Origin of the sequence: Microbacterium sp. EST19A (genome assembly GCF_019969685.1) — a bacterium.
Taxonomy (GTDB): Bacteria; Actinomycetota; Actinomycetes; order Actinomycetales; family Microbacteriaceae; genus Microbacterium.
Map to the genome: position 1 here is coordinate 683112 of NZ_JAHXYZ010000002.1, position 16381 is coordinate 699492.

At 68.1% G+C, this 16381-nt stretch carries 22 protein-coding genes; 10 read left to right on the forward strand and 12 right to left on the reverse strand.

The features are described 5' to 3' along the window. Nucleotides 1-40: 40 nt before the first annotated feature. A complete protein-coding gene (locus LC452_RS13280) occupies nt 41-2098 on the reverse strand; it encodes an ABC transporter ATP-binding protein (RefSeq protein WP_223627664.1) in 2058 nt (685 codons plus the stop codon). Between the two features lie 166 nt (nt 2099-2264). Between LC452_RS13280 and LC452_RS13285 the strand changes: the two genes are divergently transcribed. Next, nucleotides 2265-3746 (forward strand): MDR family MFS transporter, encoded by a 1482-nt coding sequence (locus tag LC452_RS13285; RefSeq protein ID WP_223626095.1) that lies wholly within the window; start codon nt 2265-2267, stop codon nt 3744-3746. 33 nt (nt 3747-3779) lie between these two features. Here the strand turns inward: LC452_RS13285 and LC452_RS13290 are convergent, their stop codons facing one another. Further along, nucleotides 3780-3926, reverse strand: a complete 147-nt coding sequence (locus LC452_RS13290; RefSeq protein ID WP_223626097.1) for a hypothetical protein — start codon at nt 3924-3926, stop codon at nt 3780-3782. Nucleotides 3927-4005: 79 nt separating this feature from the next. On the opposite strand from LC452_RS13290, the gene LC452_RS13295 reads away from it, so the two are divergent. After that, complete coding sequence (locus LC452_RS13295) at nt 4006-4605, forward strand: carboxymuconolactone decarboxylase family protein (RefSeq protein WP_223626098.1); 600 nt, start codon at nt 4006-4008, stop codon at nt 4603-4605. Between the two features lie 23 nt (nt 4606-4628). After that, entirely contained in the window at nt 4629-5219 is a 591-nt protein-coding gene (locus LC452_RS13300) for a 1-acyl-sn-glycerol-3-phosphate acyltransferase (protein ID WP_223626100.1), read from the forward strand. A gap of 15 nt (nt 5220-5234) precedes the next feature. Here LC452_RS13300 and LC452_RS13305 read toward each other — a convergent pair whose 3' ends face one another. Continuing rightward, nucleotides 5235-5438: a hypothetical protein gene (locus LC452_RS13305; protein ID WP_223626102.1), complete on the reverse strand. Its 204-nt coding sequence runs from the start codon at nt 5436-5438 to the stop codon at nt 5235-5237. A 69-nt stretch (nt 5439-5507) separates the two neighbouring features. On the opposite strand from LC452_RS13305, the gene LC452_RS13310 reads away from it, so the two are divergent. Continuing rightward, nucleotides 5508-6032 carry a DUF6328 family protein gene (locus LC452_RS13310; protein WP_223626104.1) on the forward strand — a complete coding sequence of 175 codons (525 nt, stop codon included), beginning with the start codon at nt 5508-5510 and terminating at the stop codon, nt 6030-6032. 27 nt (nt 6033-6059) lie between these two features. On the opposite strand, the gene LC452_RS13315 is transcribed toward LC452_RS13310, so the two are convergent. Further along, on the reverse strand, nt 6060-6605 hold the full coding sequence (locus LC452_RS13315; protein WP_223626106.1) for a Dps family protein: 546 nt from the start codon (nt 6603-6605) through the stop codon (nt 6060-6062). Between the two features lie 95 nt (nt 6606-6700). Here LC452_RS13315 and LC452_RS13320 point away from each other — a divergent pair, with 95 nt between their 5' ends. From LC452_RS13320 to LC452_RS13335, 4 genes are all read left to right on the forward strand, one after another. Next, nucleotides 6701-7189 (forward strand): GNAT family N-acetyltransferase, encoded by a 489-nt coding sequence (locus LC452_RS13320; protein ID WP_223626107.1) that lies wholly within the window; start codon nt 6701-6703, stop codon nt 7187-7189. Nucleotides 7190-7296: 107 nt separating this feature from the next. After that, entirely contained in the window at nt 7297-7596 is a 300-nt protein-coding gene (locus LC452_RS13325; protein ID WP_223626109.1) for a Fe-S cluster assembly protein HesB, read from the forward strand. 140 nt (nt 7597-7736) lie between these two features. Continuing rightward, nucleotides 7737-8372, forward strand: a complete 636-nt coding sequence (locus LC452_RS13330) for a hypothetical protein (RefSeq protein WP_223626111.1) — start codon at nt 7737-7739, stop codon at nt 8370-8372. 74 nt (nt 8373-8446) lie between these two features. Beyond that, a complete protein-coding gene (locus LC452_RS13335) occupies nt 8447-9100 on the forward strand; it encodes a hypothetical protein (protein WP_223626113.1) in 654 nt (217 codons plus the stop codon). A 4-nt stretch (nt 9101-9104) separates the two neighbouring features. Here the strand turns inward: LC452_RS13335 and LC452_RS13340 are convergent, their stop codons facing one another. The 3 genes from LC452_RS13340 to LC452_RS13350 all read right to left on the reverse strand — a co-directional run bounded on the left by LC452_RS13340 (nt 9105) and on the right by LC452_RS13350 (nt 11711). Then, nucleotides 9105-9776, reverse strand: coding sequence for a DUF1345 domain-containing protein (locus LC452_RS13340; protein ID WP_308116486.1), 672 nt, complete (start codon nt 9774-9776; stop codon nt 9105-9107). Between the two features lie 10 nt (nt 9777-9786). Next, nucleotides 9787-11451: an ABC-F family ATP-binding cassette domain-containing protein gene (locus LC452_RS13345; protein WP_223626115.1), complete on the reverse strand. Its 1665-nt coding sequence runs from the start codon at nt 11449-11451 to the stop codon at nt 9787-9789. A 62-nt stretch (nt 11452-11513) separates the two neighbouring features. Beyond that, nucleotides 11514-11711 carry a hypothetical protein gene (locus LC452_RS13350; protein ID WP_223626117.1) on the reverse strand — a complete coding sequence of 66 codons (198 nt, stop codon included), beginning with the start codon at nt 11709-11711 and terminating at the stop codon, nt 11514-11516. An 82-nt stretch (nt 11712-11793) separates the two neighbouring features. Between LC452_RS13350 and LC452_RS13355 the strand changes: the two genes are divergently transcribed. Beyond that, nucleotides 11794-12138: a LysR family transcriptional regulator gene (locus LC452_RS13355; RefSeq protein WP_223626119.1), complete on the forward strand. Its 345-nt coding sequence runs from the start codon at nt 11794-11796 to the stop codon at nt 12136-12138. A 21-nt stretch (nt 12139-12159) separates the two neighbouring features. Here LC452_RS13355 and LC452_RS13360 read toward each other — a convergent pair whose 3' ends face one another. After that, nucleotides 12160-12729: an alpha/beta fold hydrolase gene (locus tag LC452_RS13360; RefSeq protein WP_223626120.1), complete on the reverse strand. Its 570-nt coding sequence runs from the start codon at nt 12727-12729 to the stop codon at nt 12160-12162. Nucleotides 12730-12871: 142 nt separating this feature from the next. Here LC452_RS13360 and LC452_RS13365 point away from each other — a divergent pair, with 142 nt between their 5' ends. Continuing rightward, nucleotides 12872-14053 carry a hypothetical protein gene (locus tag LC452_RS13365; protein WP_223626122.1) on the forward strand — a complete coding sequence of 394 codons (1182 nt, stop codon included), beginning with the start codon at nt 12872-12874 and terminating at the stop codon, nt 14051-14053. On the opposite strand, the gene LC452_RS13370 is transcribed toward LC452_RS13365, so the two are convergent. The 4 genes from LC452_RS13370 to LC452_RS13385 form a co-directional block, all read right to left on the reverse strand. Next, on the reverse strand, nt 14035-14616 hold the full coding sequence (locus LC452_RS13370) for a hypothetical protein (protein ID WP_223626124.1): 582 nt from the start codon (nt 14614-14616) through the stop codon (nt 14035-14037). The two genes, LC452_RS13365 and LC452_RS13370, sit on opposite strands and share 19 nt — an antisense overlap. 39 nt (nt 14617-14655) lie before the next feature. Then, nucleotides 14656-15312, reverse strand: coding sequence for a Type 1 glutamine amidotransferase-like domain-containing protein (locus LC452_RS13375; protein ID WP_223626126.1), 657 nt, complete (start codon nt 15310-15312; stop codon nt 14656-14658). A 244-nt stretch (nt 15313-15556) separates the two neighbouring features. After that, on the reverse strand, nt 15557-15985 hold the full coding sequence (locus tag LC452_RS13380) for a DUF6228 family protein (protein WP_223626128.1): 429 nt from the start codon (nt 15983-15985) through the stop codon (nt 15557-15559). 16 nt (nt 15986-16001) lie between these two features. Next, nucleotides 16002-16358, reverse strand: a complete 357-nt coding sequence (locus LC452_RS13385; protein WP_223626130.1) for a hypothetical protein — start codon at nt 16356-16358, stop codon at nt 16002-16004. Nucleotides 16359-16381: the final 23 nt, after the last annotated feature.

The following is a 16381-nucleotide window of genomic DNA, read 5'->3' on the forward strand; positions in this document are numbered from 1 at the left end:
GGAACCGTGGATCAGCGGAGGCCGTCGAGTGGTGGCCCGGTCAGTGTTCCGGCGGGTACACGCGCTCGTCGACGCGCGGCTCGGCTAGCAGCGGGACCGCTGCGGTGAGGGCGGCGACGGCATCCGCTCCCGCCGAGTCGACCGGCGCACGGTCGGCGCGACGGTCTTCGAGCGCCGCCCGCAGGCCGCCCGTCACCGACTCCTCGACGACAGCCTCGGTGGCCAGCACCCGCGAGGCCGCGACCTGCTGCGCCGCGAGTTCGGCGTAGAGGCCGTCATGGGCGAGGAGTTCGGCGTGCGTGCCCGACTCGACGATCTTGCCGGCCTCGACGACGTGGATGACGTCGGCGCCCATGACCGTCGACAGGCGGTGCGCGATCGACAGCGTCGTGCGTCCCTTCGCAGCCTCGTCGAGAGCCTCCTGCACGACCCGCTCCGACACCGTGTCGAGAGCCGACGTCGCCTCGTCGAGGAGCAGCACCGGCGGATCTTTCAGCAGCACCCGCGCGATCGCGATGCGCTGCTTCTCGCCGCCGGAGAGCCGGTACCCGCGTTCGCCGACGATCGTGTCGTACCCGTCTTCGAATCCCGCGATGATGTGGTGGATGTTCGCCGCCTCGCAGGCCGCGATGAGCTCGTCCTCGCTCGCCCCGGGTCGTGCGTACATCAGGTTCTCGCGGATCGTGGCGTGGAACAGGTAGGTCTCCTGCGACACGATGCCGACGTGGTCGATGATCGACTCCTGCGTCAGAGAGCGCACGTCGGCACCGGCGAAGAGCACGGCTCCGCCCTTCGCCTCATAGAGCCGGGGCGCGAGGTACAGGATCGTCGTCTTGCCGGCGCCGGAGGGCCCGACGAACGCCACATGCTGTCCGGGCTCGGCGACGAACGAGACGCCGTCGAGGGTCGGACGAGCCTCGGCCGAGGCATCCGGATAGCGGAACACGACGTCCGAGAACTCGATGCGTCCGCGCGGACCGGGGGCCTCTTCGACCGAGATCGCGTCGGGAGCATCCTCGATCTCGGGCACGAGGTCGAGGTACTCGAAGATCCGGGCGAACAGCGCGGAGGACGTCTGCAGATCGAGCGACACCCGCATGAGCCCCATCAGCGGCATCAGCAGTCGAGCCTGCACGGTCGTGAACGCGACGACGGTTCCCGCCGTGATCGCTCCGGTGCCGCCGGCGATCAGATAGCCGGAGACGAGGTAGATCACGGCCGGCACGCTGGCCATCAGCACCTGGACGACGGCGAAGAAGCCCTGACCGCTCATCGCCCGGCGCACCTGCAGCACGACCTGGTTGCGGTTCTCGGCCTGATAGCGCGCCGACTCCGTGCGCTGCCGGTTGAACGCCTTGGACAGCAGCATGCCGGACACGCTCAGCGTCTCCTGCGTGATCGAGGTCAGTTCCGACAGCGATTCCTGCGTCTCCCCCGCGATGCGCGCGCGCACCTGGCCGACGCGACGCTGCACGAAGATCAGGAACGGCATGAGCACGACCGCGATGAGGGTGAGCCGCCAGTCGATCAGGATCATGGCCACGAGCGAGGCGACGACCGTCACGACATTGCCCAGGATGCTGGTGACCGTGTTGGTGAGCACGCCGGAGACACCGCCCACGTCGTTCTGCAGGCGAGACTGGATCACTCCGGTCTTGGTGCGCGTGAAGAAGCCGAGCTCCATCGCCTGGAGGTGCTCGAAGAGCTTCACGCGCAGGTCGCCGGTCACGCTGTTGCCGACCGTCGCCGTCAACCAGGTCTGCGCGACGCCGAGCACCGCCGAGAACAGGAAGAGCCCGATCATCGCCGCGACGAGCCAGGCCAGGAGTTCGAGCTGCGGGCTGCCGCCGTCGACCGGGAACAGAGCATCGTCGAAGATGCGCTGCACGATCAGCGGCGGGATCACGGCGATGGCCGCTCCGGCCACCACGAGGATGCCCGTGAAGAAGATCCGCCAGCGATACGGACGGAACAGCGTGACGACCCGCGCGCCCAGCCCGCTGATCCGCGGTGCTTCGGCGTTCTGCCTCCGCTGCGCGTTCTCGTCGACCCCGCGGAAGCCGCCGCCGCGCCCTCCGCCGCCCATACCGCCGCCCATGCTCATGGCGCCAGCGTACTCAGCGCCGAGGACGTCGGGGCCGCGCCATCCGCTGTCGGCGGATTTCGCCGGGATCGGAATGAAATGTCCGACCCTGTGGTTACGCTGAGAGACTCACGCGATCTCTCGCACCACCCCCCTCATCTCGTCGCCCAGGAGGCCGCCTATGTCTGCCGTCGATACCGGCTCCGTTCCGACCACCAGCACCGCACCCGCGTCCGGCGAGATCTCTCGCAGCGACATGCGCGTGATCTGGCTGCTGCTGGTCGCCGCCTTCGTCGCGATCCTCAACGAGACGACGATGGGGATCGCGATCCCGCACCTGAACGCCGACCTGGGCATCCCGCCCGAGCTCGGCCAGTGGCTGACGAGCGCGTTCATGCTGACCATGGCCGTCGTGATCCCGACGACCGGGTTCATCCTGCAGCGCTTCACGACCCGCCAGGTGTTCATCGCGGCGATGCTCGCGTTCTCGCTCGGCACCCTCGTCGCCCTCGTCGCGCCCGGATTCGGGGTGCTGCTGGTCGGCCGAGTGATCCAGGCGGCAGGCACCGGCATCATGATGCCGCTGCTGATGACCACCATCATGAACGTCGTGCCGCCGCAGTCGCGTGGGCGCATGATGGGCCGTGTCGGCATGGTCATCTCCCTCGCTCCCGCGATCGGACCGACGCTCGCCGGCGCTGTCCTCGAGACGTTCAACTGGCGCGCACTGTTCGCGATCGTCCTCCCCATCGCGCTCGTCGCCCTCGGCATGGGCGTGAAGTGGATGACGAACCTCGGCGAGACCCGCAAGGTCCCGCTCGACGTCCTCTCGATCCCGCTCGCGGCCCTCGGATTCGGCGGCATCGTGTTCGGGCTCAGCCAGTTCGGCGGCGAAGGCGGATCGGGTGAGACGACCGGCATCATCGCCCTCGTCGTCGGCGCCGTGTCGCTCGGCCTGTTCGTCTGGCGTCAACTGCTGCTGCAGCGCGTCGATGACGCGCTGCTCGACCTGCGGGTGTTCCGGGCCGGCAACTTCACGTTCTCGGTCATCATCATGACGATCCTCGCGTTGTCGATGTTCGGAACGCTCACCCTGCTGCCGCAGTACCTGCAGAACGTCGCAGGTCTCAACGCGCTGCAGTCCGGGCTGATCCTGCTTCCGGGCTCCGTGCTCATGGGCCTGCTGGGTCCGATCATGGGACGCGTCTACGATTCCCGTGGCACGCGCCCCCTGCTGATCCCGGGAACCATGCTGGTGTCGGCCGCGCTGTTCTACTACTCGACCGTCGGCGAGCACACCGTGTGGTGGGTGCTGATCATCGTGCAGGCTGCGATGTCGGTCGGCCTGGCGATGTCGTTCACGCCGCTGTTCTCCGCGTCGCTCGGCTCGCTGCAGCGTTCGCTCTACTCGCACGGCTCTGCCGTGCTGAACACGCTGCAGCAGGTCGGTGGAGCGGCCGGTGTCGCACTGCTCACGGTCACCTACTCCGCGATCCTGCACGCGGGTGAGACCGAGGGGCTGTCGACCGCGACCGCCGGTGCTCCTGGAGCACGCATGGCGTTCCTCATCGCGGCGATCATCTCGCTCGCAGCGGTGGCGCTGAGCCCGTTCGTGCGCAAGCCCGCCGATGACGCGGGCGAAGGGTTCCACGGCGGTCACTGACCGCTGCGCATCACTCCTGGTGGCGTCTGCCGTCTACTGCGTCTTCGGCGCAGGGAGATGGCAGACGCCACCGCTGCAATAACCGGCGGCATCCGCCTCGAGCAGGTTCAGGGCGTCCGCGAGCGGCAGCGGCGCGAGAGGCGCGTCCTGCTCCACGGAGTCCTGCTGCGTTTTCGTCATCCTTCGATGGTACGCCTGTCGGACACGGGTGGCGCCGGTTGCTCTTCCGTGCCGGATTCTCGCGGCGTATCGTTCCCGCATGATCATCACTCCCCCGGATCCGAGCGCGGCAGAGGGTCATGTCGCCCAGATGTACGCGGACGACGTCGACGATGACGGCTTCGTCTTCTCCCATACGCAGGCGATGGCGATGAATCCCGAAGCGCACGCCGCGTTCGAGAGCCTCATCCAGGCGATCGTGCCGTCGATCGGCCTTCGCGTCTACGAGGCGGCGACGCTCGGAGCAGCCAGAGCCATGGGCTCCACGCACTGCCTGCTCGCCCACGGCCGCAAGTCGCTGCGCGCCGGCATCCTCGACGCGGCCGGCCTCGACGCTTTCGCGCGAGGAGACGACAACGGATTCACGCCCGCCGAGCAGGTCGTCGTCGACTACGCGGCGCGGCTGTCGACCGACCCCGCATCGATGACCGACGACGACACGCGATCGCTGCGCGATGCCGGGTACTCCGACAGGCAGATCGTCGACATCACTCTGGCCGCGTCCGCGAGGAACTACTTCAGTCGCGCGCTGCTCGCCCTCGCCGTGCCCGTAGACGAGGTGCCCGGGCTGGACCCGATGATCGCCGCGGCGCTGACACGCCCGGCGTCCGACAGCTCCCGCCCGACAGCGGATCTCTAGCCGCTCTCGCCTACGGTTGAGGCATGCTCAAACGTCTCCTCGCCCGCGTCTTCTGGGCGCTCAGCCGCTGGACGCTCGTGTGCGAGGCCGCACCGACGCGCCCGACGGTGCTGGTCGGCGCGCCGCACACGTCCAACTGGGACTTCGTCCTGATGCTCGCCATCGCCTGGCGCCTCCGCATCGACGTGCACTGGCTGGGCAAGAGCAGTCTCTTCCGCGGCTGGCGCGGTCCGATCATGCGACGCCTCGGCGGCATTCCGGTGGATCGCTCCGATCCGGCTCGCGTCGTGAACGACGTCGTCGGCCAGGTGCACGCCGGCGAGGTGTTCGGCCTCGTCGTCACACCGGACGGCACCCGCGGCGGCAACGAGTACTGGAAGTCCGGCTTCTACCGGATCGCGCGGGAGACGGGGATGCCGGTAACCCTGGGCTTCGTCGATCGCACGACGATGACCTCCGGTCTCGGCCCGACGCTCGACCTCACCGGCGACGTGGCGGCCGACATGGATCGGATCCGCGCGTTCTACGCCGACAAGAGCGGTCTGCGCCCCGAGCGCCGCACCGAACCGCGCCTGCGCGAGGAGATCCCGGCAGCCGGTCCTGACGCCGGGTGACGCGCGGCGATCCGGTCAGTCGTCCGATGGGGCGTGGGCGCGCGCGTATCCGCGATCCTTCGCGGAGAGCTGCTCAACCATCCCGACGACGGCCCCGGTGATCTGGCGGATCTCTTCACGAACCGTCTCATCGAGGTGCGGGGAGTCGCTGTCGAGCACGGACTGCTGGGCGTCGGGAGAGAGTTCCGACCACCATTCGTCGATCGGGGGAAGCGTCATCATTCCTTCTTTCCGACAGTCAGGGCGACAGGCTGGACATCAGCGGATCACGAGCACAACACTGAGATCATGACAGCCGATCTGCCCCCGGACGAGCCCAACGTCGATGACCGCGTGGACGGTCGCGACGAGACCCCGAACGAACGGGCGGATCGGAACTGGCTCGAGCTCCTGCAGGAGCTGCGGGTGATGCAGACCGGCACGCAGATCCTCACCGGCTTCCTCCTGGCTGTGGCCTTCCAACCGCGCTTCACCGACATGGACGAGCTGCAGCGCGACGTGTACGTCGTGCTGGTGGCACTCGCGGCGATCGCGACCATCCTCGCGCTCGCTCCGGTGGGCATGCACCGCGCGCTCTTCGGCCATCGGCGCAAGCCCGAGCTCGTGCGCATCGCGGCACGCATCGTCAGGATCGACCTGGTGGTGATCGGAGCCCTGACGATCGGCGTGACCACCCTGATCGTCGACTTCACGGTGAACCGCACGGCGGGGATCATCGCGCTCGTCGCCGCACTCATCCTGGTCGTGGCGCTGTGGCTCGCGCTGCCGCGGATGATGCGCGGGCGTCGTTACGCCGAGCCCCGGGAGGACTGACCCGAGCGGTGCGGAACCGTCTCGGGCTCAGCGGCCCGCGGGGCTCCGGTTCTCGGCACTGACCATCCACGCGAACTGCTCGAGGCGCTCGATGACCGCGTGCAGGATGTCGGCCGACGTGGGGTCCGCTTCATCCACGTCGTCGTGCACATCGCGCATCGTCGACACGACGGCTTCGAGGCGCACGGTGATGAGGTCGATCGTCTCGGATGTCGACACCTCGCCGGCCGGGAACTCGGGCAGTGTGGTCGTGGCCGATACGGTCACGCTGCGCCCGTCCGGGACCGCGTGGAGCGCCCGCATGCGCTCTGCGACGGTGTCGCTGAAGGTGCGGGCGTCATCGATGATCTCGTCGAGCTGACGGTGCGTGTCGCGGAAATTGCGCCCGACGACGTTCCAGTGGGCCTGCTTGCCCTGGGTCGCGAGTTCGAGCAGGTCGACGAGCACGGCCTGCAGGTTCGCCGCGAGATCCGGGGAGGCCGTGAAGCCCTTCTCGGCGTTCTGGCGCCGCGTCGTCTTCGCTCCGCCCTTGGTCGGGGCGGCAGTCTTCTTGGTCGTCTTCGTCTCAGCCATGACCCGACGCTAACGGCCGCCGCGCCGTGCGCCGAGGGGGTTGACACCGGTGCGCGCGTGCCCCGAATGTGACGGGGGGAAAGAAAGGACAGTACGTGCCAGAGGACCAGCAAGACGGACGATCAGAAGTCGACATCCGCGCGATCAGCGACGGCGACGCGGGAGAGGTGCTGACGGTGCAGCGAGCGGCCTTCGTGTCGGAGGCGGCGATCTACGGCAGCGTCGACATGCCGCCGCTGACGCAGACGCTCGCAGAGCTGGAGGCGGAACTCCGCTCCGAGTCCGGCTTCGTCGCCCGGCTCGACGGACGACTGGTGGGCGCCATCCGCTTCGTCGAGCGCGACGGTCTGCTCCTGATCGGGCGCATCGCGATCGCTCCCGACATGCAGGGCGAGGGGATCGGGCGGATGCTGCTGGACGCAGCCGAGCAGTCGTCGGGGGCCGACGTGGCGGAACTCTTCACCGGCAGCCTCAGCGAGGCGAACCTGCGGCTGTACGAGGCGTGCGGCTACGAAGAGCACGAGCGGATTCCCGACGGCGACGGGACCGAGCAGGTGTTCCTCCGGAAGCGACTGCGACCTTGAGAGCCTCCTGGCAATCCCGGCCAGGGGGTTGAGTCGATCGGTCAGGTCGGGCATCGTGGCCCGGACGTGTCGCGACCGCGGCATGCCCCAACCGGAAGGAGAGTCTCGTGCTCACCCTCACCGACAACGCCACCGCCATCGTCTCGACCCTCGTGAGTCGTCAGACCGAAGCCCCGGATGCCGGCCTGCGCATCCACTCCACGGCCACCCCCGGCGCGGAAGGCGGCGCACGACTGGCCGTCCTGGTGACCGCCGATCCCGAACCCCAGGACCAGGTCGTGGAGGTCTCCGGCACACGTCTCTTCCTCGACGAGGAGGCCGCATCGGCCCTCGACGACAAGGTGCTCGACGCCGGTGTCGACGACGAGGGCGCCGTCTCCTTCGCCGTGATGCCCCAGGTCGCCTGAGCGAAGACTTCCGGATGCCGCGGCCCTCAGGGGGTCGCGGCATCCGTCGTCTTCGCGGGACGATCTCGGGAGCATCACGATTTCGGAATGTGATCGAACGACTCTCCGGAACATCGCCTCTCCGCCCGTAGCATTCATGCATGCGTCAGTATCCTCTTCCTCTGATCGCCTTCGTGGCGTCCGCTCTCCTCCTCACCGCGTGCGCTCCGGCGACATCCGCCTCTCCCGCTCCGAGCCCGTCGTCCGAAGCGGACGCTCCGACGCCCTCGCCGTCGCCCACCACGGCGGAGCACACGGTGGACGTCTCGGTCGACGGCATCAGCATCGACGGGGGCACACTGCTCTCGACTCGAGAACCGGAGGAGACGCTGGCGGCGCTGGAGCAGCTCCTCGGGGCACGCCCCGAACCCGAGCAGCCCGACCCGGCCTACGACATCGTTTTCTACGACTGGGGCCCGGTCTCCGCCTCGGTCGTGAGCGGCACGAGCATCAGCCTCACGTTTGCTGACACCGCTACCGGATTGACCGTCGTCCTTGCGAACGGCATCGGCCTCGGTTCGACTCGCGAAGAGGCGATGGCCGCCGGCGCCGAAGCCGGTTGGGACGAGGACGGAGACGGAATCGCGGACTACCTCTCGATCGAGCACCGAGAGGTACCGGGCACGGTCTCCCTCGCCCGACCCGGAGAAGAGGGTGTCGAGTACATCCAGCTGAAGATCACCGATGATGTGGTCGGCGAACTCTCCAACGGGGCGAACGACTTCAGCGACCTCTGAGCCGGCGGCGCCGCGTATTCCGGAAGCCCCGCACGTCGCACGGGATCGAAGCCACCGGCCTCTAGCATCGACGCATGAGAACTCGCGCGCCCCGCACCCTGCTCGTCTCCGCGTTGGCGGTCTTCGCCGTCGTCGCGTCCGGATGCGCGCCGGCGGAACCGCAGCCCAGTGGCTCGCCCAGCGCCGCGCCGAGCTCGGCCGCCCCCTCGCCGTCTCCCTCCGCGACGTCGTCGGAGGCGAACGCTCTGGTGACCGTCGACGGTCTCTCGATCGATGACGGACCACTGATCGCTTACGCCGACCATGAGGCCGTACTCGCGGCTCTCGGCGACATCGTCGGCCCCGTGCCAGCGCCGCAGGGACCGGATGAGTACGGATTCACGTCCTACGACTGGGACGGCGCCGTCCGTCTGAACGTCGCCGAGTCGGGCCCTGCCGCGCTGTGGATCGGGAGCGCCGACACCCCGGGGGTCGTCTTCACCGTCGCGGATGGCATCGGCATCGGCGCGACGCGCGAAGAAGCTCTGGCGGCCGGCGCCGAGGAACTGCCGATGGATGACGACGGCGACGGCGTGAACGACTACCTCGCGGTCGGCACGCGCGAGGTCCCGGGTACCGCCTCGCTCGTCCGGCCGGGCGAAGTAGGCGTCGAGTACGTCATGCTCGCCCTCGACGGCGACACGGTGTCGAAGATCTTCGGGCTCGCCGACGACTTCAGCGACCTCTGAGAGGTCAGTGCAGCCCGGCCACGAGGTTGATGATCGTGGCGAGGATGACAGTGCCGAAGAGGTAGGCGAGAGCAGTCTGGGCGATGACGACGCGGCGGATGGCGTTCGTGGTGACGTTGGTGTCGGCGACTTGATAGGTCATACCGAGGCCCAGCGAGAAGTAGATGAAGTCCGTGTACTGCGGCGGCTCGTCCTGGTTGAAGTCGATGCCACCGTGCGCATCGGAGTAGTACATCCGCGCGTACCGCAGCACGTAGTCGACCTGGATGAGGAGCCAGGAGGTCGCGACGCTCAGCACGGCGATACCCGCGAGGAGGTATTCCTCACTCCCCGGCGCGTTCTGCGCCTGGATGATCACGCTCAGCACCGCGGCAAGGCTAACCAGGCTGCCGATGACCGAGATCAGCCGAGCCACTCGCCGACCGGGCGCTTCGATCGTCGCATGCTTCCGCGTCTCGGTCGGTCCCATCGGCCAGACCAGGCAGAGGACCCAGACGACATTGACGAGGGCGAAGGCGCCCCAGCCGGCGAGAAGCCCGGGGCCGGGCCGTAGAGGAACGCCACGGATACTCCGGCGATGCCGCCGAGGATGATCGAGGCGAGCGCGCGCAGGCGCACTCGCTCTCGAACGGTGATTGCAGCCATCCTCGGATGCTATCCGCCGGGGCGCCCGGATTCAGCCCGCGTCAGAGCTCGGTCACCCGACCGGCTTCGACGCGCCACCGTCGATCGGTGTGCACGGCGGCGAGCATCCGCCGGTCGTGAGTCACCAGCAGCAGCGTCCCCTCGTAGGATTCGAGCGCCTGCTCGAGCTGCTCGATGGCGGCGAGATCGAGGTGGTTCGTCGGCTCGTCGAGGACCAGCACGTTGGTGCCGCGGGCCTGCAGGAGAGCGAGCCCCGCGCGCGTGCGCTCCCCCGGTGACAGTTCGTCGACGGGACGACTCACGTGATCTGCCTTGAGCCCGAACTTGGCGAGGAGCGTGCGCACCTCGCCGGTGGCCATCTCGGGCACGAGCTCCTCGAAGGCCGCAGCGAGCGGCTGAGAGCCGGCAAGGAGAGAGCGAGCCTGATCGATCTCTCCGATCTGCACGCTCGCTCCGAGACTCGCCGTGCCCTCGTCCGGATGCTGCTGACCGAGCAGCGCGCGCAGCAGAGTCGACTTGCCTGCACCATTGGGACCCGTGATGCCGATGCGCTCCCCCGCGTTCACCTGCAGCGACACCGGGCCGAGAGTGAACGAACCCTGGCGGAAGACCGCCGAGCTCAGCGTCGAGACGACCGAACTCGAACGCGGAGCGGAGGCGATGGTGAACTCGAGCTGCCACTCCTTGCGGGGTTCATCGACCTCTTCCAGCCGCGCGATGCGACTCTCCATCTGCCGCACCTTCTGCGCCTGCTTCTCGCTGGACTCCGTCGCCGCCTTGCGCCGGATCTTGTCGTTGTCGGGCGCCTTCTTCATCGCGTTCCGCACACCCTGACTCGACCACTCCCGCTGGGTCCGCGCCCGCCCGACGAGGTCGGCCTTCTTCTCAGCGAACTCGTCGTACTTCTCGCGCTGCTGGCGGCGCACCGTCGCCCGCTCTTCGAGGTACGCGTCGTAACCGCCGCCGAAGACGCGATTCGAGCCCTGCGCCAGATCGAGCTCGAGCACTCGGGTCACGCAGCGCGCGAGGAACTCTCGATCGTGGCTGACCAGCACCACTCCGCCGCGCAGCCCGCGGACGAATGCCTCCAGCCGCTCGAGGCCGTCGAGGTCGAGATCGTTGGTCGGCTCGTCGAGCAGCGCGATGTCGAACCGCGAGAGCAGCAGCGCCGCCAACCCGACGCGAGCTGCCTGACCGCCGGAGAGCGAGGTCATCAGGATCTCGTCTGCAGCGCCGCCGTCGAGTTCCAGGCCCAGGTCGGCGAGCACGGCCGGGAGTCGTTCATCCAGATCGGCGGCGCCGCTGGCGAGCCACCGGTCGAGGGCCGTCGAGTAGGCGTCGGCGGGGTCGACGCCCGGGGCTGCGAGCGACGGGTCGCCGAGTGCGACGGCGGCGGCATCCATCGCGGTGGTCGCGGCGGCGCATCCGGTGCGACGGGCGATGTACGCGGCGATCGTCTCGCCGACGATGCGGTCGTGCTCCTGGGGCAGCCATCCGACGAACGCGTCCGCCGGGGCGAGGGCGATGCTGCCGGCCTGAGGTTCGTCGAGACCTGCGAGCAGGCGGAGAAGTGTGGACTTTCCCGCGCCGTTGGCTCCGACCACTCCGACGACATCCCCGGGGGCGACGGTCAGATCGAGCGCGTCGAAGAGGGTGCGGTGGCCGTACCCTCCGGCCAAGCCCTGGGCCACGAGTGTTGCGGTCATGACTCAATCCTGTCATCGGGCGGACGGTCGGATCGCACGCGATCCGCGTCGACTGTCGGCCCTCAGCCGGGATGACGCGCGCTGTGGTCGTCCAGGTCGGGCTTCGCACGGAGGGCGTCGGCGATCTCCTCTTCCGGCCGCGGAGCGATCGTCTCGTCGTCTTCGAGTTCCGGGACGGTCGGCTCCCCCGGGCCGGGGATGTGTTCGTGCGCGGAATGGTCGTGGTGGTCGGACACGGCGAACCCTTCGATCGGCGGCATGCTCAGCGTACGCCGACATCACGATCGAAGACGCGTACGCTGAAGACCTGCCGCGATCCATGCGGGAAAGGACTGCTCCCCCGTGAAACTCACTCAACTTCGGCGTTTCGTCGCCGTCGCCGAGACGCTGCACTTCCCCCGGGCGGCAGAATCCCTGAACGTCTCTCTGGCCGCTGTCTACTCATCGATCGAGCAGCTCGAAGAGGAGGTCGGGCACCCGCTCTTCATACGCGGAGGCGACACGCGCCTGACACCGGCGGGCGAGCTCCTGCTCGACGAGGCACGAGAGCGGATCGCCGCAGCGCCGGCACCGGCCGCGAAGCCGCTCGTTCCCGCCGGAGGTAAGGCGAAGGCCTCCAAGGGCAAGGGACGCGCGCCCGTGGTGAAGGGTCAGCCGAAGCCGTACAAGAAGCGCCAGGGACGCTGACGACTCGAGGCGGTCCGCGCCTCAATCCCAGTCGAGGTATTCCTCGATGTTCACCGCGGTCTCGATCGGGTGCGTCATCGGGAACAAGTGGTCGCCGCCGGTGATGGTCTTCACACTCGCGCGCTCGGGCACGGTCGACTGCAGACGCTCGCCGTTGGCGGATGGCGTCGTGGTGTCGTCGGAGCCCTGGATGATGAGCACGGGGATCACCGGTGCGACCGGGATCTCGTTCTCTTCCACGCCGAGCAGGAGCAGTCCGTTCACCCGCTCGTGGTGGGAGGCGGCGAGCGCACGGGCGATCGTGCCACCGAAACCGTGCCCGCCGATCCAGGTGTCGGTCAGACCGACGTGGTCGACCACCGCGAGCACGTCGTCGACGCGCTCCTCGAGCGAGACGTCGGCGTCGCCGTCGCGATAGCCGATCCGCAGCACGTGGAATCCGGCTTCCTCAGCGAGGTAGTGCCCGACGATGCCCAGCACATCGGTCGCCAGACCCTGCTCCTGGATCAGCACGAGCTTGACCGGACCGTCGCCCTCATCCACGAACGGGATGGCGCGGCCCTCGGGCTCGAAAATCTGGGTGTCGGTCATCGGCGTCAATCTCCTCGTGCCGTCGGTGTCGGAAGCGCAGGCGGAACGAACTCGGCGGACGCCTGCGGCCGGACCGCGGCTCGCGCCGCCTCCTTCCAGCCTATCCGGATGCCGTCTGCGGCACTCCACGGATAATGGTCCGATGGCACGGTGGCATGAGACGACGCGGTTCCCCCTCCTGCTCGACGCGCTGGGGAAGCCGGAGGGCGATCCGGCGGTGCGCGCGCTGGCCGCAGAGCTCGGGGGCGAACCCGTCGCGGTCACGGATCGACTCATCGGGGAACCGGCGCTGCGATCGCGGCGGCTGCTGTTCTCGTCAGGCGGCGCGATCATCCTGCGCGACGGCGAGGTTGCGGCCGTGCTGCTCGAGATCGGGCCGGCTTCCCCACCTGGGCTCACTCTGTCGGACTGGATCGTCGGCGCTGACAACGATGCCATGCTCGATGACCTCTTGAATGCCACGGGAGCCCCGCGTCACTTCGCGGGGATGCGAGAGCCGTATCTCATCCTGGATGACGGATACGCGCGACTCGATTTCGAAGGCGAAGGCGGCTGGAACGCACCGGGGAATCTACGCCGCATCGTCGTCACCCACGCGAAGCCGGGTCTCGCCTGTCGGCCCGATGATGACGGCTGCCCGACCTGCAGCGAACTCCTCGTGCGCGGTGACGGTCGCGACCGAGGCGTCGACGTGGACGGCACTGTCGAAGCGCTCTCTGAGGCGCTCGCAGCCGGACTTCTCACGGAAGACGCTCACTGGGTGAGGCTCAGGGATCTTCAGTCGTTGCACGCTTCCGGTCTTCTCGATCGTGTGGAGACCCAGCTCACCTGCAGGACCTGCCGACGGATCATCTGCTTCACGTTGATCCGAGGTTCCGCTGCCACTTTCGGCTACTTCGTCATGAACGACGCGATGCGACACCGGCTCGAGCCGATACCTCCGGTCGAGCAGTGGGGCGATCCCGCGCGGATCGCCGAGGATCGAGACGCCATGCAGTACGTCGATCACGCGGCGGGCGCCTGGTTCCTGGTCGAGCAGCGGGGAGTCCTGTACCTCCAGGCCCGCTACACGTACAGCGCCATGGTCGATGATTCCGTGCTGGTCCGCCTCGATGACGCCGAAGTCGACGCCTACCTCGTCGGCGGCTCCGAGTATCTGTCAGAACTCGCCACGCGCATTCAGGACAGCGCTCCGTACAGTGATCGCTCGCCTTATCGTCCGCGAGATCTGTACAGGGGACCCGAGGCGGAGAGCTATCGCGCGGCCGTCAGCGCAGCGGTCGTCAATCACACCTGGATCGCGGGTCAGCGTCGCACGACGTGAATCGTCGCATCGGGATGCTCGGGACTCTCGCCGGCGATGGCCGTGAGCGCCGAGAAGTAGCGGCGTCCGATCTCCACCGCCGTGATCGACCTCAGGCGATATCCCAGCGGCTCAGGATTCCACACGGCGTCGTGCCGCACTTCGTGGAGGTAGACGAATCGGCCGAGGATCTGATCGAGGATCCCGATCCACAGCGCGTCGCGCTCCTTCTCCTTCTGAATCCCGATCAGTCGCCCGCCCTGACCGAATCCGTTGAGCAGGCCGACCGTCGAGTCGAGATCGAGCGGATCCGAGTAGGACGGGGGCCACTCAGGCAAAGTCTTCGCGAACGCTGACGCCAGTGACTCGTCATCCGAGATCCGCTTCACGTCCTTCACACGAAACGCGACGAGTCCGTCCAGGTAGCCGCCGTCGACCGTCCGAGCCATCAGTGCCCATCTCTTTCCGACGCGCAGGACGATTCCGTCGAGGCGGTCGGCGTGCTTCGGTCTCCGCTGCACGCGCACGACGGACGTGGTCGCCGTCGCTTCGTGCAGACGAACGCGCACCTTGTTCGATCCCATGAGTCTCCTTCACGAGCCACGTCCCATGACGCGGATGGCTCACCCTCCGGTCGGCGGCATTTCCTGTCGCCGGTTCACGACCATACCCGTGGATCCGGCGCCGTCGGCCACGGTGACCTGCCAGGCCGCACCCTTCCCGAAGACAGACGGGACCGTGGCGGGTTCCCCGGCACGCCATCGCACGACGGTGTCCTCATCGATCGCCACACCGGTCGTCACGAGTCCGGCATCCACCGCTGCGATGAGCCGGGACACGGTCCCCCACTGCGCCGCGTGGACGTCGACGGCGAAAGGCACCAGAGCGAGGCCGGGCGCGACGGTGACATCGTCCAGTTCCTCGCCGGCATCCTCGTCGCACACGGCCACGCCGTCGAGGAGGTAGCCGCCCAGGATGGCCGCCGCTGCAGCGATGGCCGACCCGGCCGAGAACCCGAGATAGGGCATCCCGGAGGCGACGCGCTCACGCACTCGCGGCGCGATCGTCGTGAACGCGGCGTGGTAGGCCGGCGTGAGTCCTCCTCCCACGAAGACTCCGTCGGCAGAGTCGATGGCGACAAGATCGAAGATCTCGCCTTCGACGATGGCGTGCACGACAGGCTCGGCTCCGGCGCTCTCGACAAGGCCCCGATAACGGTCGACGCTCTCCTCGTCGTCAGGTTCCAGCACCAGGAGCACGTGGACGCGCGGGGCATCCATCGTCGCCCCGCATGATGCGCGGACGTCTGAAACGAAATCCGAGACGAGTGCGGCGATCGTGCTTTCGTCTCTGCCTCCGCCCAGGAGGTGGATCGCGCCGGATTCACCATGCATGCGGGTGCTCCTTCTTCCGGATCAGGACGGCCGCCAGGACCAGACGACATCGGCGACGCCGCCGACAGTCTCCTGCTCGCGGAGGATCCGCCGCAAGTGCGACACATCGCGTTTCGTGCTCGGTGCAGACTCAGGTCAACCGATCGACGCCGGCGGCGAGGAAATCCCGAAGGTCGCGTACGAAGTGGGTCAGCTGCTCACCGGGCTCTATCAGAATGGGCACATCACATTTCCACCCGGGTCCGGGATAGTGGTTCGGGTTGAGTGACACCACGAGTTCGATGTGCCGACCGTCGTGACGAGCAGACATGATGAGGTCGCTCTCCACCGATTCGAAACGTCGTTCCCCCTCCCAGCCGCGCCAGTTCTGCTCCATGGCGACGAAGAAACCCGTGAGTTGAGCGACGTCGAACTGGATGTAGATTCCTGCACGTGCATCGAGGTCCACACCGACGACTCGTGCGGTCAGAGACTCGAGGCCCTGCCCCGCTCGACCCGACGGAGCACTGAGCTCGAGAAACTCGCTGGCCGTGCCGAGACGCACCGGATCCACTGTCATGCTTCCGCCGCCCCCTTCAGTTGTCGAAGCAGTCCACGCCCAGAGGAGCCACGACCTTGCAGTCGTGCTTCGCCGGGTCGTAGTACTCGACGCCTTCAGGCAGCACGGGGCCGGGCTCGCCGATGAGCGCACGGTAGTCGTTCGGACATCCCTCGGTGCCGCCGCATTTGAAGCCGTCCGGGTAGATGATCCAGGGGGCGGACGCGCGCGCCCACTCGGGGAGCTCGGTCGGGTAGACGTGGGTCGGCGTCGGGCCGGCCGTCGGCGTCGGGTCAGCCGCCTGCGGTGCGGTCGAGGCGGTGCACCCCGCAAGCGCGCTGACAGCCAGGAAGAGAGCGGCGAGGGTCGTGGTGAGCGTGGCTGCGCGGCGCATGATCACATGTTGGCAGATGAACG

Excerpts from the sequence above, each read along its gene's own strand:
- LC452_RS13335 (WP_223626113.1), top strand. The coding sequence starts at position 8,447 with ATGAGAACTCGCGCGCCCCGCACCCTGCTCGTCTCCGCGTTGGCGGTC.
- LC452_RS13330 (WP_223626111.1), top strand. The coding sequence starts at position 7,737 with ATGCGTCAGTATCCTCTTCCTCTGATCGCCTTCGTGGCGTCCGCTCTC.
- LC452_RS13380 (WP_223626128.1), bottom strand. The coding sequence starts at position 15,985 with ATGACAGTGGATCCGGTGCGTCTCGGCACGGCCAGCGAGTTTCTCGAG.
- LC452_RS13360 (WP_223626120.1), bottom strand. The coding sequence starts at position 12,729 with ATGACCGACACCCAGATTTTCGAGCCCGAGGGCCGCGCCATCCCGTTC.
- LC452_RS13310 (WP_223626104.1), top strand. The coding sequence starts at position 5,508 with ATGACAGCCGATCTGCCCCCGGACGAGCCCAACGTCGATGACCGCGTG.
- LC452_RS13295 (WP_223626098.1), top strand. The coding sequence starts at position 4,006 with ATGATCATCACTCCCCCGGATCCGAGCGCGGCAGAGGGTCATGTCGCC.
- LC452_RS13350 (WP_223626117.1), bottom strand. The coding sequence starts at position 11,711 with ATGCCGCCGATCGAAGGGTTCGCCGTGTCCGACCACCACGACCATTCC.
- LC452_RS13280 (WP_223627664.1), bottom strand. The coding sequence starts at position 2,098 with ATGGGCGGCGGTATGGGCGGCGGAGGGCGCGGCGGCGGCTTCCGCGGG.
- LC452_RS13315 (WP_223626106.1), bottom strand. The coding sequence starts at position 6,605 with ATGGCTGAGACGAAGACGACCAAGAAGACTGCCGCCCCGACCAAGGGC.
- LC452_RS13305 (WP_223626102.1), bottom strand. The coding sequence starts at position 5,438 with ATGACGCTTCCCCCGATCGACGAATGGTGGTCGGAACTCTCTCCCGAC.
- LC452_RS13300 (WP_223626100.1), top strand. The coding sequence starts at position 4,629 with ATGCTCAAACGTCTCCTCGCCCGCGTCTTCTGGGCGCTCAGCCGCTGG.
- LC452_RS13365 (WP_223626122.1), top strand. The coding sequence starts at position 12,872 with ATGGCACGGTGGCATGAGACGACGCGGTTCCCCCTCCTGCTCGACGCG.
- LC452_RS13290 (WP_223626097.1), bottom strand. The coding sequence starts at position 3,926 with ATGACGAAAACGCAGCAGGACTCCGTGGAGCAGGACGCGCCTCTCGCG.
- LC452_RS13375 (WP_223626126.1), bottom strand. The coding sequence starts at position 15,312 with ATGGATGCCCCGCGCGTCCACGTGCTCCTGGTGCTGGAACCTGACGAC.
- LC452_RS13345 (WP_223626115.1), bottom strand. The coding sequence starts at position 11,451 with ATGACCGCAACACTCGTGGCCCAGGGCTTGGCCGGAGGGTACGGCCAC.
- LC452_RS13370 (WP_223626124.1), bottom strand. The coding sequence starts at position 14,616 with ATGGGATCGAACAAGGTGCGCGTTCGTCTGCACGAAGCGACGGCGACC.
- LC452_RS13285 (WP_223626095.1), top strand. The coding sequence starts at position 2,265 with ATGTCTGCCGTCGATACCGGCTCCGTTCCGACCACCAGCACCGCACCC.
- LC452_RS13385 (WP_223626130.1), bottom strand. The coding sequence starts at position 16,358 with ATGCGCCGCGCAGCCACGCTCACCACGACCCTCGCCGCTCTCTTCCTG.